Here is a 14,772-nt window from a genome sequence, read left to right as displayed (position 1 = left end):
TTGGATCTCTCGAATCTCTGCGATGTGACGTCGTGTCTTGTGTCGGCCGGTGCTATCGGCTGGTGCCGGGAGCCGGTGCCATCAGCCTTGGGTGGCCTGGGTCGTGCCTGCGGGCTTGCCTGTGTCGGGATTGCCGCCCGGGGCGGCTGCTTCTTCCTGATAGCCACCGCCCAGCGCCTTCATCAGGCTCATCTGCAGGTCCAGCCTGCGCGCCTGCAGGTCGGTGGCCAGCCGGCGCTGCTGCAATACGTTGCTTTCGGCATTGAGCACCGTCAGTTGCGTGCCCAGGCCCGCCTTGTAGCGCGTGGTGGATAGCGAGTAGGCATGCTCGGCCAGGTCCAGTGCCTCGCGCTGGGTCTGGATCTGCTGGTCCACGCTGCGGATGCTGGTCACGGTGTCGGCGGTCTCGCGCAGTGCGTCAACCAACGTCTGGTTGTAGCTGGCCGCGGCGATGTCGTACTGCGCATACTTGCCCTTGAGGTTGGCGCGCAGGCGGCCGCCCTGGAAGATCGGCAGCGTCACCGATGGCCCCACGCCAAACGTGCGGCTCATGCTCATCAGCAGGTTCGACGGATCGAGCGAGGCCACGCCGGCAAAGGCGGTCAGCTTCACGTCGGGCAGGAATTCCTTCTTCGCCACGGTGATGTCCTTGGACGAGGCTTCCACGCGCCAGCGCGCGGCCACGATGTCCGGACGGCGGCCAATCAGGCCGATGGTCAGGTCGTCGGGCAGTTGTGGCGTGGCGTTGGCCAGCAGCGTCGGCCGGGCGATCTGCAGGCCCCGGTCGGGCCCCTTGCCCAGCAGCGCGGCGATCTGGTTGCGCGCCAGGGCGATTTCCTCGTCCACGCGCTGCAGGTCGGTCTGGGCGGCGGCCACGGTGCCGCGTGCCTGGGTGGTTTCCACCTGGGTGTCGAGGCCGGCGGCCAGGCGCTGGCGCGACAGGTCGGTCAGGTCGCGGCGCTGGGCGATGGCGCGTTCGGCCACGTCGCGCTGCGCGTACAGCGCGGCCAGGCGGTTGTAGCCGCGGGCGACCGACGTGGTCAGCATCAGACGCGCGGCCTGGGTTTCGGCTTCCATCGCGCGGTCATCGGACAGCGCAGCTTCCAGCGCGTCGCGGTTCTTGCCCCAGAAGTCGAGATCCCAGTTCAGGCCCAGCTGCAGGCGCGACTGGTTCTGCCAGGACCCTGCCAGCGGCGTACCCGTGAACAGGTCCGTTTCCGAAAAGCGCTGGCGTACCAGGCTGCCTTCGAAGTCCACACCGGGGTAGAGCGCGGAGCGGGTGGCGTCGGCCATCGCCCGCGAGGCTTCCAGGCGGCCAAATGCCACCTGCAGGTTCGGGTTGCCCTGGATGGCCTCGTCCACCAGCACACGCAGCTGCGGGTCACGGAACTGGTCGACCCAGTCCTGCGACGGCCACTGGCCGTGTTCGCCGGCAAAGGTTTGCGGCGACGCCAGCGTGCTGGCCTCGGTCATCGTCTGCGTGCTGTGCGAATTGCCCAGCGCGGCGCATCCGGCCAGCACGGCAGCTGCCAGCACGGTCAACGCAAGCGTGCCCGTGCGGCGAAGCTGGCCCGTGCGGCTGGCACGGTGGGGAAGGAAGTGAGCGGTGGTCATAGGGTGTGAACTGTGACGCTGTCTGGCGATTTCAGGAATGGCGTATCTGACGATTTGGAATTCTTCTTCGGTATCGTCGATGGCCTATCCCGTGTTGCGCTCGAACGGGCAGCCGGCAGGGTCTGCGCTGCGGTTGTTGGCGATGATCCGCAGCAGCATGCCGCGCAGCACCTCGATCTCGTCATGGCTGAAGCCTTCGAAATGGCGGCGCATGACATTGCAGAATACGGCCGGCAGCTTCTCGACCATGGCGATGCCGGCAGGGGTGATGGACAGGTCTACCACGCGGCGGTCGTCGTCACGGCGCGTGCGCGCAATGAGGCCGCGCTTTTCCATGCGGCTCAGCAGTCGCGTGACCGATCCGGCATCGGTGTTCAGGTTGCGGGCCAGGTCGGTTACCGTGGTGGCCTCGCCTTTGGCCAGCATCATCAGGCAGCTGGCCTGCGCGTGCGTCATGTCCAGGCTGCTGACTTCCTGCTCCACGCCTTGCGACAGCGTATTTTTCGCGCGTGTCAGCAGATAGCCTACGCTCTTGCCGATTTCATAGTCGGCGGGGTCGAACAGGTCTTCGGACGGATCGAGGGGTGTCGGGTACGTCATCTCTTGTCGCTACAATCTTTGCCTGGGCAAATATAAGCATGTAACAAGTGATGTTCAAGTACCGAAATTCGTTATTGCGGAAAACGCAATGGCGTCTCTTGATCTATGCTGAACAGCGATAGAGTGTTCTGCGCTGCAACATGCTAGAATGTCGGGTTAATTTTTTCCGATAGCTCCGCCTTCAGGGGACGCCGAATGACCCGCGCCATCCGTAATATCGCCATCATCGCTCACGTCGATCATGGCAAGACCACCCTGGTCGACCAACTCCTGCGCCAGGCAGGCACCTTCCGCGACAACCAGCAAATCGCCGAACGGGTGATGGACTCGAACGACCTGGAAAAGGAACGCGGGATCACCATCCTCGCGAAGAACTGTGCCGTCGAGTACAACGGCACGCACATCAACATCGTTGATACCCCGGGCCACGCCGACTTCGGCGGCGAAGTGGAGCGCGTGCTGTCGATGGTCGACGGCGTGCTCCTGCTGGTGGACGCCGTGGAAGGCCCGATGCCGCAAACGCGTTTCGTGACGCGCAAGGCACTGGCCCTGGGCCTGAAGCCCATCGTCGTGATCAACAAGATCGACCGCCCGGGCGCCCGTCCGGACTGGGTGATCAACCAGACTTTCGACCTGTTCGACAAGCTGGGCGCCAACGACGACCAGCTGGATTTCTCGGTGATCTACGCATCGGGCCTGAACGGCTACGCTGGTCTGACCGAAGACGTGCGCGACGGCGACATGAAGCCGCTGTTCGAAACCGTGCTGGACAAGGTGCCGGTGCGTAACGACGACCCGAACGGTCCGCTGCAGATGCAGATCATTTCGCTGGACTACTCGAGCTACGTCGGCAAGATTGGCGTGGGCCGCATCTCGCGTGGCCGCGCCAAGCCGCTGCAGGACGTGGTGGTCAAGTTTGGTCCGGAAGGCAACCCGATCAAGGGCCGTATCAACCAGGTGCTGAAGTTCAGCGGCCTGGAGCGCGAAATCGTGTCAGAGGCGGAAGCCGGCGACATCGTGCTGATCAACGGTATCGAGGAACTGGGCATCGGCTGCACCGTGTGCGCACCGGAAGCCCAGGACGCGCTGCCGATGCTGAAGGTGGACGAGCCGACGCTGACGATGAATTTCTGCGTCAACACGTCGCCGCTGGCCGGCCGTGAAGGCAAGTTCGTGACCAGCCGCCAGCTGCGCGAGCGCCTGGACCGCGAACTGAAGTCGAACGTGGCGCTGCGCGTGGCCGATACCGGCGACGACACCATCTTCGAAGTGTCGGGCCGTGGCGAACTGCACCTGACCATCCTGCTGGAAAACATGCGCCGCGAAGGCTACGAGCTGGCCGTGTCGCGTCCGCGCGTGGTGTTCAAGGAAATCGACGGTGTCCGCAACGAGCCGTACGAACTGCTGACCGTGGACGTCGAAGACGGCCACCAGGGTTCGGTCATGGAAGAGCTGGGCCGCCGCAAGGGCGAACTGCTGGACATGGCTTCGGACGGCAAGGGCCGTACCCGTCTGGAATACCGCATTCCGGCACGTGGCCTGATCGGCTTCCAGGGTGAATTCCTGACGCTGACGCGTGGTACCGGCCTGATCAGCCACATCTTCGACGACTACGCACCGGTGCGCGAAGGCGGCCTGGGCGAGCGCCATAACGGCGTGCTGATTTCGCAGGACGACGGCGATGCCGTGGCCTACGCACTGTGGAAGCTGCAGGACCGCGGCCGCATGTTCGTGAAGCCGGGCGACGCACTGTACGAAGGCATGATCATCGGCATCCACAGCCGCGACAACGACCTGGTCGTGAACCCGATCAAGGGCAAGCAGCTGACCAACGTGCGCGCGTCGGGTACCGACGAAGCGGTGCGCCTGGTGCCGCCGATCCAGATGTCGCTGGAGTACGCGGTGGAATTCATCGCCGACGACGAACTGGTGGAAATCACGCCGAAGAGCATCCGCCTGCGCAAGCGTCACCTGAAGGAGCACGAGCGCAAGCGTGCTTCGCGCGACGCAAGCTGATTTCCGGTGCCCGGCCTGCTGGCCGGCCGGAAGCGAAAACCGCGCCCATGTGGCGCGGTTTTTTTATGTGCCGCTGGTTTGCTCTGCGGCCCCGCCTGCGGGAGAGGGGGGCGGCGAGAGCACGGCCGTGCCCGGATCTGCGGCAGCGGCACGTTCACTGCGCCACTCCGGCGGCTTCCAGAGGTAGCGCAGATCCCGCTCGCGCCAGACATCGGCGAGCATGTCGCGCCATTCGTGGAACGTCAGCGTCAGCGGATTGTGCGTGCGGACCTGGCGCGTGATGCCATATTGCGGCGCCTCCTGCTCGGGCACGAACGTGCCGAACATGTGGTCCCAGACGGTCAGCACGCCAGCATAGTTGCGGTCGATGTACTGCGGATTCCTGGCGTGATGCACGCGGTGCACGCTCGGCGTATTGACGAGCTTTTCAATGATCGGCCAGCGCTGCCCCAGCCGCGTATGGACGAAGAACTGGAACGCCAGGTTGAGCCCCACGGCCAGGATCACCCAGTCTGGCGAAAATCCGATGAAGGCCAGCGGAATCCAGAAAATCCACATGCCCGAGACCGGGTAGGTCAGGCTCTGCCGGAACGCTGTCGAGAAATTCATGCCTTCCGACGAGTGATGGGCCACGTGCGATGCCCACATCCAGCGCACCCGATGGCTCGCGCGATGGAACCAGTAATAAAGAAAGTCCTGCAGCAGCAACAGCAGCGCAAACGACCACCATGTCTCCGGCACGGCGCGCAGGCCATGCGCGTAGCACCACGTGTAGACCGTACGGATCATCAGCCAGAGAAAGAAGGCGTCCGATGCCTGGTGCATCAGCGCCAGCGTGGCATTCGACAGCGTGTCGCGCCAGCTGTAGATCGAGCGGTCGCGCTTCGACCAGTACCAGGCTTCCCAGCCAATCGTCAGCACGAAGACCGGGGCAAAGGCCATCAGGATCAGGCCGGGGTCGAAACCCTGGGTGGCGGGGACGCTGGATGTCATGGGCGTTGTCATGGCGCAAGTGTGCATATTTCCGCCAGATTCGCACTGAGGATTTCCTCCATACGCTCGTCAAGTGGCGCCTGCTTAACGTCTTGCGGTCCATCACAAAAATGAAGGACTGACTATCACCGCAAGGCAATCAAGTCGGCCTCGGCAATGCCGTCATTGGGGCGACGGCCATGGAGGAGTGGCCGCGTTCCTAACACGGAGAGATCTGCCCCATGTTTCGCAACACTACGATTGGCGCCCGTTTGTGGCTCCTGACGATTGTCACAAACCTATTGCTGTTGATTGTCGGTGCCGTTGGTTGGATCGGCATGTCGCGTAGCAATGACGCCACGCGCCAGATCTACCAGCAGCAATTGTCGGCCGCCACCCATCTGGCCGAAGCGCGTTCGAATCAGTTGCTGGTGCGTGTGCTGCTGGACCAGGCAGCCTTTGCGACCGAAGCCGCCGATGCCAAGGCTCGTGCGGCCACGGCGCAGGACTTTGCGCGCCAGTCCGATGCCGCCTGGCAGTCGTATCTGGCGATTCCGCGCACCGACGAGCAGACTCGCGCCACCGAGAATGTGTCGGAGAAACGCCGCGCCCTGTTCCAGGAAGGCGTGAGGCCGATGATTGCCGCCCTTGACGCCGGCAATCGCGACGCAATGATGAAGGCCGTCATGGAGACGATTCCGAAACTCGATATCCAGTTCACCGCCGTCAATACGGAACTGGGTCGCCTGCAGGTGGAAAGCGCCAAGGCCGTCTACGAAAATTCGCAACATCGCTACGACCGGCTGCTAACCGTGTCCATTGCCGTGCTGGGGCTTGGCCTGGTGTTCAGCACCGTGGTGGCCTGGCGGCTGCGTGCGTCGATCGTGGATCCGCTGGATATTGCCATTGGCCGCTTCGCGCGTATGGCTGACGGCGATCTTAGTATTTCGGCTATGCGAGATGGCGATGCAACGGCCGACGAGCATGCAAAAAGCGAAACCAGCCGCATGCTCGGCATGCTTGGCCGCATGCAGGGGCGCCTGGCCGAGATGGTGGGCGAGGTGCGCAGCGGCGCCGATTCGATTGCTGCGGCCAGCCAGCAGATTGCCAGCGGCAACGCCAACCTGTCGCAGCGTACCGAGCAGCAGGCCGCCTCGCTCGAAGAGACCGCTTCGAGCATGGAGGAACTGACCAGCACCGTGCGCCACAACGCGGACAGCGCCCGCGAGGCCAGCACGCTGGCCGTGGATGCCCGCCGGTTGGCGGAGACCGGCAGCCAGGCCGTGTCGCGCGTGCAAAGCACGATGCAGCAGATCGACACCGGGGCCAACAAGGTGGTGGACATCATCGAGGTGATCGAGAAAATTGCCTTCCAGACCAATATCCTGGCGCTGAATGCGGCCGTGGAGGCCGCGCGTGCGGGCGAGCACGGACGTGGCTTCGCGGTGGTGGCCGGCGATGTGCGCGATTTGTCGCAGCGCTGCGCGGCGGCGTCGAAGGAAATCCGCACGCTGATTGGCACCTCGGTGTCGAATGTGCGCGAAGGCACGTCGCTGGTGGACGATGCGGAGCGCGCGATGCAGGACATCGTCAACGCGGTGCGGCGTGTGAGCGATATCGTCGGCGGCATCAGCGCGGCGTCGGACGAGCAGTCGCGCGGCATCGAGCAGGTGAACGTGGCGGTCTCGCATATGGACGGCATGACGCAGCAGAACGCGGCGCTGGTGGAGGAAGCCGCCGCCGCCGCCGGGTCGCTCGAAGACCAGGCGCAGCGCCTGACAGGCCTGATGTCGGCCTTCCGGCTGGCCTGATCGGCGAGGCCGGCGGCTTGTCTGACAGACGATGAGCCGATTCTGAAACGGCGTCGTCATCGAATCCGGGCAAGGTAGGTGGCGTAAAATTGCCGCCTACTGGAACGGAGACAGAAATGACGGAGTTTGTATCAACAGCGGTGCAGGGCGGCGTAGCCTATCTGACGCTGACCCGCCCGCAGGCCCTGAACGCATTGTCGCTCGACATGATTCGCGCGATCACGGCCGCGCTGCAGCAGTGGGAGTCTGACGCTGCCGTGCACGCGGTGGTGGTGGCCGGCGCGGGCGGCAAGGCGTTCTGCGCGGGCGGTGACATCCGCTGGTTCCATCAGGCGTACCACGCCAACGACCCGCTGCTCGACCAGTTCTTTGTCGAGGAGTACGCGCTCAATCATCTGATCCACCGCTACAGCAAGCCCTACATCGCCCTGATGGACGGCGTGGTGATGGGCGGCGGCATGGGCATCTCGCAGGGTGCGCGGCTGCGCATTGTCACCGACCGCACCAAGATGGCCATGCCGGAAACGAACATCGGCCTGTTCCCGGACGTGGGTGGCGGCTGGTTCCTGGCGCGCACGCCGGGACACATCGGCGAGTACCTGGGCCTGACCGGCGTGGTGATTCATGCCGCCGATGCGCTGTACGCGAAGCTTGCCGATGCCTATCTGCCGGCCAATGTGATGGCGGAACTGGCGGCATCGCTTCAGGCGCATGCGTTCGACAGCGCCGACGCAGTGCTGGCGCATATCGCCACCTTCACGGATCAGCACGCAACCGCGTGCGCGCCGCAGGCCAGCCAGCTGGCGCAGCATGCCGAAGCCATCGATACGCTGTTTGCCGGTGCGACGGCGCAGGACATTCTCACCGCCATCAGCGATACGGCCGGCGACTGGGCGGCACAGACCGCCGCCACGCTGCGCAGCCGGTCGCCGCTGATGCTCTGCGTCACGCTGGAACAGATCCGCCGCGCGCGCACGATGTCTCTGGAGGACGAACTGCGCATGGAACTCGACATGATGTACGACGTGTTCCGTCACGGCGACGGTATCGAAGGCATCCGCGCACTGGTCATCGACAAGGACCACGAGCCGAAATGGAATCCGGCCCGGCTGGATGAAGTGACGCCCGGTCGCGTGCGTGCGTTCTTCGATAGCAAATGGCGGCGCGAGGAGCATCCGCTGGCGTCGCTGGGATAGTCGTTTCGCCAATTGCGACAACTGCGACAACTGCGCCATTCGCGCCAAAGCGCTGATGGCGTGGGCGGCAGCGGTGGCGGGCAGTCGTCATGCAAGTCGAGTAGAGTGTCGGCAGGACTGGCCCCGCAGCCGGGGCCGGCCTTCGCTTCACTTCGATCGTGTGTGAACAGTGAAAGGAACCGTAATGAGCAATCCTCGTGATGTCGCCGTACTGGTGGGAAGCCTGCGCAAGGAATCCCTGAACCTGAAACTGGCCAAGGCCCTGGCCGCGCTTGCGCCGCCGCAGCTAAAGCTCGATATCGTCGAGATCCGCCAGCTGTCCCATTACAACCAGGACGACGATGCCAATCCGCCATCGGAGTGGGTTGCCTTCCGCGACCGGATCCGCCGAGCCGATGCGGTTCTGTTCGTCACCCCCGAATACAACCGTTCCGTGCCGGGTGTGCTGAAAAACGCCATTGACGTGGGGTCGCGCCCTTATGGGCAAAGCGCATGGGACGGCAAGCCGGGCGGCGTGATCAGCGCATCGCCGGGCAATATCGGCGGGTTTGGCGCCAACCATCATCTGCGCCAGTCGCTGGTGTTCCTGAATATTCCGGTGCTGCAGCAGCCGGAGGCGTACATCAGCGCGGTGGACAAGCTGTTCGACGAACAGGGCGGTATCAGCAACGATTCGACCCGGGGCTTCCTGAGCAAGTACCTGACGACCTTTGCCGCCTGGATCGACCGCAACGCCGCTGCCCGCTGACGGAGACCCGGCCGCTTCAAATGCCGGTAAGCCCCGTCCTACAAGGCAAAGCGGGCGGGACCCGACACCGCCGGCGCCCCCTCCTTTCTATAGTGAAGCCATGTTCGCAGACATAGACAAGGAGGAAACATCATGCCCTACATTCTCGCGTGGCTGCTCGGCGTACCGGCCTTCGTCCTGATCCTGATCTGGCTGTTCATGCACTGAGTGCATGTCGCCCAACATGAAAAGCGGCGCCTGCGGGCGCCGCTTTTTACTGACGTTTTTCTGGCAGAATCCCGCCCAGTCGATGTGCCCCATTCGCGACCCTGCTCAAGGCCGGTATCTCGCGTATACTTGCGGGTCTTCCTCAGTCCGCGGCCCTGAACGCCGTACCGGACGTTCCCTCGAAGCCATACCCATGACTGCAAATCCGCGCCGCATCTCGGTTGCCCCGATGATGGACTGGACCGATCGCCACTGCCGCACGTTTCATCGCTCGCTGAGCCAGCACACCTGGCTTTATACCGAGATGGTGACGACGGGCGCGTTGCTGCATGGTGATGTGGCGCGGCATCTGGATTTCGACGCCGTCGAGCAGCCGGTGGCGTTGCAACTGGGCGGTAGCGAGCCTGCCGATCTCGCACAGGCGGCCAAGCTGGGCGAGCAGTGGGGCTACAAGGAAATCAACCTTAACTGCGGTTGCCCCTCCGAGCGCGTGCAGCGCGGGGCGTTCGGTGCATGCCTGATGGCCGAGCCGCAACTGGTTGCCGATTGCGTCAAGGCCATGCGCGACGTGGTGTCGGTGCCGGTGACGGTAAAGCATCGGATCGGCATCGATACAGTCGAGCATTATGATTTTGTGCGCGATTTTGTTGGCACCATTGCCGAGGCGGGCTGTGAAACCTTTATCGTTCACGCCCGGAATGCCATCCTGAAAGGCCTGAGCCCAAAGGAAAATCGCGAAATTCCGCCGTTGCGTTATGAAGTCGCCTATCAACTGAAAAAGGAATTCCCGAACCTGGAAATCCTAATTAATGGCGGCATTGTTTCGTACGGCGAAATGGAGGAGCATTTGCGCCACGTGGACGGGGTAATGATCGGCCGCCAGGCTTACCACGATCCTTATATCCTCTCGGAGATGGACAGCCGTTTCTACGGCGCCGAGACGCCGGTTCCATCGCGTGAGGACGTGGAGCTGATCATGCAGGCCTATATCGGCCAACTGGTGGAGCAGGGCGGTTATATGGGGTCTGCCACCCGTCACATGCTGGGCCTCCATCGCGGCGTCTATGGCGGACGCGGCTGGCGCCGGGTGCTGTCTGATGCGCGCCGCATGAACGCCGCCCGTACCCGCGCCGATGTGGATGTGCTGTTCGAGGAAGCGCGCTCGCATCTGCGTCCGGATCTGCTCGAGGCCGCCTGAAGGCCCGGCATGCGTGACGACCGTACGCGAGACGGGCTGGAGGAAAAACTCTAATTCCGAACGATCGTTCTATGCAGGACGCGGCAAATGTATGCCCCAAGGGGGTTTGCGGCGGTTGGGTGGCTGGAAACCCGCATGCGCAAAGGGATTCCCCTAATTCGCCAGTTCTGCGGCAAGTTCTTACACTGTGCCTGCCCTCGAATACAGGGCTTTCTTCAACTGATTTTTGAGCCCGCCGTGTGCGGGCTTTTTTTCTTTGCCGTCTCGTTGCTGCCACAGTACCCGTGGGTTTGCCCGGATAGTGCACTGCGTCTTCGAGGACTACATTGAACATGCCTTCAGGGCATTGAGATCGCTAATTTAAGAGTCCGCTCGTGAGCGGGCTCTTTTTTTTCGTCCATTGCTTTCCGCTGACCGGCTTGAGCAGAAGCGCGTTGCGGGCGCCGAAAAAAAAGCAGGCGATGCTCGTCGGGAGTGATCGCCTGTCGGGAATGTCGAGGGGGTCAATGTCCCTCGGGGAAGAGTATCCAACAGCATTATTTCCGGCAGAACCCTGCATTGGTGGGGCAGGGGCTCCGCTTTTTGGCGGATATGCCGATAGTGGAAACTGTGGCTATTGTTAAGCCATCCAGCTGCCGTGCGGCGGCTAGGTCATGTTACGATGCGCCAAAAATGCCGCGACAGTCGGCGTGGAACGCGAACCGTATCTTTATCGTTACGGTTTCAAGTGGGGGAAAAGCAGGCGGGCTGGCCGATCCAATTGGCGCAACGGGGATTGTCGAGCGCCAGGGAAGCGGAAGCGGGCCCTGAAGGAAATGAAATGGAAGCAGAAGAACCATTCGGTGAAGTCTTCGAGGACTACCGGGTGATCTGGGTGGCCGAGCAACTGCAGGACGGCAAATGGACTGCGCGCTATTGCTGGCACCCAGGCACATCCATCGACGCAGGCAAGGCGCTGCAGCGAGATGTCCTGAACGGCAAGTCGAAGCGCTTGCTTGGACTTTTTCCTAGCGAGGCGGATACCATCGCCGCCATCAAGGAAGCAGTGCTTCTGGAAGCCAAGTGGGTGGGCCCGCGATGAAGTCACGAAGCAGCCCATCCGCGAACTTAAATTTTTTTGTGCGGGATACTAGCCATCGATCGAGAATCCTTGTATAGTCTTGTTCTTCGCTGATCGACACGTCGGTCAGCGAAAAATCTCTACGGTGGCTGTAGCTCAGTTGGTAGAGTCCAGGATTGTGATTCCTGTCGTCGTGGGTTCGAGTCCCATCAGCCACCCCAAAGAATTCCCTTACGAAACAGCCGCTTACTCAAGCGGCTGTTTTGCCATGTGGATCTGATTGGTGTCATAGTTCTCTCAATATTCCCACCGTGGGAATATGATGCGTTCGGCCGCTTGGTTTAGACCAACTTTGAGAAGGGGCGCGATAGATGAAAGTCTTTCTTAGCTGGTCAGGTCCGCGCAGCAGGTTTGTCGCGGAAACTCTCAGGGGTTGGTTGCCTCGTGTGATCCAATCGCTAAAGCCGTGGATGTCCGATGAGGACATTGCCGCAGGGTCGCGTTGGCTGATCGATGTTTCGGGTCAACTCGCGGATGCAAAGGTTGGCATTCTATGCGTCACGCCCGAAAACCAATCCAATCCGTGGCTCGTTTTCGAAGCCGGTGCGTTGTCAAAGACCCTAGAGCAGCCATTTGTTTGTCCTTTGCTATATGACATGACGCCGGGCCAATTGACCGGCCCATTGGCGCAGTTCCAAGCCCTCACCTTGGACCGTGGCGGCGTACTTCGAATTCTGCAAAATCTCAACAGTGTGCTCGGTAGCTCAGCCCTCAGCGCGATCGATCTTGAAGAGATCTTTGCTGTGTGGTGGCCAATGCTCGAATCGAAGCTCAAGGAAGTTCCCGAAATTGAGCCGGCGGATAAGGCTGTCAAGCGTGGTGTTGAGGACATCCTCGAGGAAGTTCTGAGTAATTCACGCGAGCAGTTGCGGCGCGAAAACGTGCGCCTAGAGGCTTCTGCGAAGCGGGATGAGCACATGGACTCCTTCCTGCCGAAATTCGAGCAGCTCGTGTCGCACGCAATGGAAATGAATGGCGCCCGCAGACTTGAGGTGGAGGCCCTAGCAAAGATTTTTGGGCTGCCCCCGGAGGTAGCCAAATTCGCTGAAAGTGTCATGGCCAATTCCATACCGGTGGGCATGGGTGACATGATCAGCGACATGAAATATATGAGTGAATCGGTCAAGGCGCAGACCGCAAGTTTGTTGTCTCCCCCTCCCGATGAGGCAACGCAGAGTTGAGTGACTCGGCGCAGTGACTCTCTTAGAGTGCGCTGCGCTTGACAACTTTGTTACGGTCATACACTCGTGCAGTAATTGCTGGATTCGCGTGCAGGTCGGGAAGAGTACCTCGCTCAGCCTTATGCGTCGTCGCGTAGTAGGCCCGCAGGTCATGGAACGTGAAGCGGTCCACGATCACCTTTTCGGCCAGCGCCGCATTCATGATCTTTCCCCACATCGCCTTGAAGCCGGCAGCCGTGTAGTGGCTGTCGTGCCGGTTCGGGAACAGGTACAAGCAGCCTCCCCGATCCTGCGCTAGATGCAGGGCGTCAATCCGGTCCAGGAGGTCCAGAAGCTTGGGCGTGATTTCGACCTCCTCGATGATCTCGCCTCGCTTGGTACCGCGCTGCTTGGCACGTTTGGTGCGGATCACCATCGCCTTTCGGTCGACCTGCGGGCGGACGATGTCCAAGAACTCTACTTTCCGGCTGCCTGCGACGGCCGCGTACTCAGCTGCCAAGCCAATGATGCGCCGCTGCGGTCCTTGCCGTGACAACCATTGCAGGAATGCCGCCAGCGCGGCCGGATCCGGCGCCCTGGAGCGAGGCTGCTCTGTGTTCCGCCGAACCTGCCGGCACGGGTTTGCCTCCGCTTCGCCTCGCTCGATAGCAAGGTTGATCAGGTTGGAGAGCAAAGCGACCTCGCGGTTCGCGCGCACCGGGGCATCCTTGCGCTCGACGCGCAGGTATCGGGCCACGTCCGTCGCCCGGATCTCGCTGGCCTTCGTCTCGGAAAAGACCTTCAGGAGGGGCGTGCTGCACTGGGTGTAGTCGGTCCTGGTGCCGTCCGAGAGCTTCCGCCAGTCGCTCGTCTCCCGGTACTGCTCCCACAGCCTGCCGATCATCCCGATGTTGTCGCCCATGCCAAGCATGTCCAGGACGCGCTGGATGGCCTTCAGACGGTCCGTCCCGAGATTGATTGGCTTGGCCCCCATCGGGCGGTACCGGTACGTTACCAGCCCGTCCTTGCGCGGGCGCGCCTCCATGCGATCCAGAAGGCCCTTGCCTTCCTTCACCTTGCGGGGACGGTTCATGCTGCCACGCTCCAGCGGGGGCCCGTCGTCGGCCTGGCGGAACTGCCCACTTTGCCGCGGTTGACCTGCTCCCAGGTGATCATGGGGTGGCCATCCACCTTCATCGGCGGCTCGAAGCCCAGTTGCTTGCGAATCCAGCGGCGTTGCGCCGCTCCTTGCACCAGGCCGCCAGTGATGTCTTTAAGTTCTTCGTTCGTCAGGGTTGCCATACTGTGCTCCCAGTGCTTCTTGGTCAATTCGAGAATTTGTGCGCAGCTGCTTGGATCATTCGTAGTGGCCGCCGATACTGAGGGCGGACAACGTAGTTCAACGAGTAGTCCCAGGGAGACCGAAATGGACCAAGAGACAAAATCCGAAGCGACATGTGATACGGCAGCCTGTGTCGCCGGAATCGCCGTCGGCCTGGCGCTCGGCGTCATAGGGTGCGCACTGGCGTATTTCACGCTTCGGCGGCGAAGAACCCTTGATGGCGGATCAATGAGGCCGCTCAACACCGACTGGTTTGAGAAAGGCAACGGTTGAGGTTTCATGCCAGTTCCCGTTCTGCGTGCCGCACGGCGGCGGTCAGCCGGGCCATTCCACGATGACATGACATCCTTGTCCGGTTCTCGATGTTCTTGTGGCCGTTGACGATTAGCCCGGCTCACGGCTGGCGGATGACCAAGGCTTTAGTGGGGCGGGGGCGGGTCACAATCACGCGATCAGTTCCATCTGGGCACGCTGTCGATCGAGTGCGACCGAGCATGCCGGGTTGAGCCAAACCACTTCCGTGCGCGCGCGGCCGCCGTCCAAACGCCGAAGGGCTTGCCACGCGCCGAGAAGAGCTTTTCATCAATCTGCTCGCCGCGATGGCAGCCGATCTGGGATACGAATTCGACCGAGTACAGCTTCGGAAGAGTTGGTATTCGCCGATTGCTCATGGACAGTTGGAAGAGCGGCAAGGTGCGCTGCTGGCTGCTGCAACGGAAGTCTTTCAAGGGCAGCGCCCGCTTCATGTCGCCCAGGTTGAGTCGCAGCGCCAACCGCCTGCGCAATAG

Annotated in this window: 14 protein-coding genes and 1 tRNA gene; 10 read left to right on the top strand and 5 right to left on the bottom strand. The window is 62.1% G+C overall.

The features are described 5' to 3' along the window. Positions 1-81 precede the first annotated feature (81 nt). Together A9J21_RS07985 and A9J21_RS07980 are read right to left on the bottom strand one after the other, a co-directional pair. Positions 82-1,614 carry an AdeC/AdeK/OprM family multidrug efflux complex outer membrane factor gene (locus A9J21_RS07985; protein WP_066733628.1) on the bottom strand — a complete coding sequence of 511 codons (1,533 nt, stop codon included), beginning with the start codon at positions 1,612-1,614 and terminating at the stop codon, positions 82-84. Between the two features lie 84 nt (positions 1,615-1,698). Next, positions 1,699-2,214 carry a MarR family winged helix-turn-helix transcriptional regulator gene (locus tag A9J21_RS07980; RefSeq protein WP_066733627.1) on the bottom strand — a complete coding sequence of 172 codons (516 nt, stop codon included), beginning with the start codon at positions 2,212-2,214 and terminating at the stop codon, positions 1,699-1,701. Positions 2,215-2,409: 195 nt separating this feature from the next. On the opposite strand from A9J21_RS07980, the gene typA reads away from it, so the two are divergent. Continuing rightward, positions 2,410-4,230 carry a translational GTPase TypA gene (gene typA, locus A9J21_RS07975; RefSeq protein ID WP_066733625.1) on the top strand — a complete coding sequence of 607 codons (1,821 nt, stop codon included), beginning with the start codon at positions 2,410-2,412 and terminating at the stop codon, positions 4,228-4,230. A 63-nt stretch (positions 4,231-4,293) separates the two neighbouring features. Here typA and A9J21_RS07970 read toward each other — a convergent pair whose 3' ends face one another. Then, positions 4,294-5,223: a sterol desaturase family protein gene (locus A9J21_RS07970; RefSeq protein ID WP_066733890.1), complete on the bottom strand. Its 930-nt coding sequence runs from the start codon at positions 5,221-5,223 to the stop codon at positions 4,294-4,296. 221 nt (positions 5,224-5,444) lie between these two features. On the opposite strand from A9J21_RS07970, the gene A9J21_RS07965 reads away from it, so the two are divergent. The 7 genes from A9J21_RS07965 (at position 5,445) to A9J21_RS07930 (ending at position 12,663) form a co-directional block, all read left to right on the top strand. Beyond that, positions 5,445-7,013 carry a methyl-accepting chemotaxis protein gene (locus A9J21_RS07965; RefSeq protein ID WP_066733622.1) on the top strand — a complete coding sequence of 523 codons (1,569 nt, stop codon included), beginning with the start codon at positions 5,445-5,447 and terminating at the stop codon, positions 7,011-7,013. 116 nt (positions 7,014-7,129) lie between these two features. Further along, positions 7,130-8,209, top strand: a complete 1,080-nt coding sequence (locus tag A9J21_RS07960) for an enoyl-CoA hydratase/isomerase family protein (protein WP_066733619.1) — start codon at positions 7,130-7,132, stop codon at positions 8,207-8,209. A 184-nt stretch (positions 8,210-8,393) separates the two neighbouring features. Then, positions 8,394-8,957 (top strand): NADPH-dependent FMN reductase, encoded by a 564-nt coding sequence (locus A9J21_RS07955; protein ID WP_066733616.1) that lies wholly within the window; start codon positions 8,394-8,396, stop codon positions 8,955-8,957. A 400-nt stretch (positions 8,958-9,357) separates the two neighbouring features. Then, positions 9,358-10,362 (top strand): tRNA dihydrouridine(20/20a) synthase DusA, encoded by a 1,005-nt coding sequence (gene dusA, locus A9J21_RS07945; protein WP_066733610.1) that lies wholly within the window; start codon positions 9,358-9,360, stop codon positions 10,360-10,362. Between the two features lie 820 nt (positions 10,363-11,182). Continuing rightward, entirely contained in the window at positions 11,183-11,443 is a 261-nt protein-coding gene (locus A9J21_RS07940; protein ID WP_066733608.1) for a hypothetical protein, read from the top strand. A gap of 124 nt (positions 11,444-11,567) precedes the next feature. Beyond that, positions 11,568-11,643: transfer RNA gene (locus A9J21_RS07935), tRNA-His, on the top strand. A 150-nt stretch (positions 11,644-11,793) separates the two neighbouring features. Further along, positions 11,794-12,663 carry a TIR domain-containing protein gene (locus A9J21_RS07930; protein ID WP_082926299.1) on the top strand — a complete coding sequence of 290 codons (870 nt, stop codon included), beginning with the start codon at positions 11,794-11,796 and terminating at the stop codon, positions 12,661-12,663. A 22-nt stretch (positions 12,664-12,685) separates the two neighbouring features. Here the strand turns inward: A9J21_RS07930 and A9J21_RS30810 are convergent, their stop codons facing one another. Then, on the bottom strand, positions 12,686-13,735 hold the full coding sequence (locus A9J21_RS30810; RefSeq protein ID WP_082926298.1) for a tyrosine-type recombinase/integrase: 1,050 nt from the start codon (positions 13,733-13,735) through the stop codon (positions 12,686-12,688). Then, positions 13,732-13,944 carry a DUF4224 domain-containing protein gene (locus A9J21_RS07920; protein WP_066733604.1) on the bottom strand — a complete coding sequence of 71 codons (213 nt, stop codon included), beginning with the start codon at positions 13,942-13,944 and terminating at the stop codon, positions 13,732-13,734. Before A9J21_RS07920 ends, A9J21_RS30810 begins: the two co-directional genes overlap by 4 nt. Before the next feature lie 124 nt (positions 13,945-14,068). Between A9J21_RS07920 and A9J21_RS31445 the strand changes: the two genes are divergently transcribed. Further along, positions 14,069-14,257 (top strand): hypothetical protein, encoded by a 189-nt coding sequence (locus A9J21_RS31445; RefSeq protein WP_156545749.1) that lies wholly within the window; start codon positions 14,069-14,071, stop codon positions 14,255-14,257. Between the two features lie 308 nt (positions 14,258-14,565). Further along, positions 14,566-14,772 (top strand): DUF6680 family protein, encoded by a 207-nt coding sequence (locus A9J21_RS32655; RefSeq protein ID WP_404851354.1) that lies wholly within the window; start codon positions 14,566-14,568, stop codon positions 14,770-14,772.

The sequence above is a fragment of the Cupriavidus sp. D384 genome (assembly GCF_001652915.1).
GTDB lineage: Bacteria > Pseudomonadota > Gammaproteobacteria > Burkholderiales > Burkholderiaceae > Cupriavidus.
The sequence above is the reverse complement of the archived record's forward strand: the minus strand, read 5'-3'. Positions and strand labels throughout refer to the sequence as shown.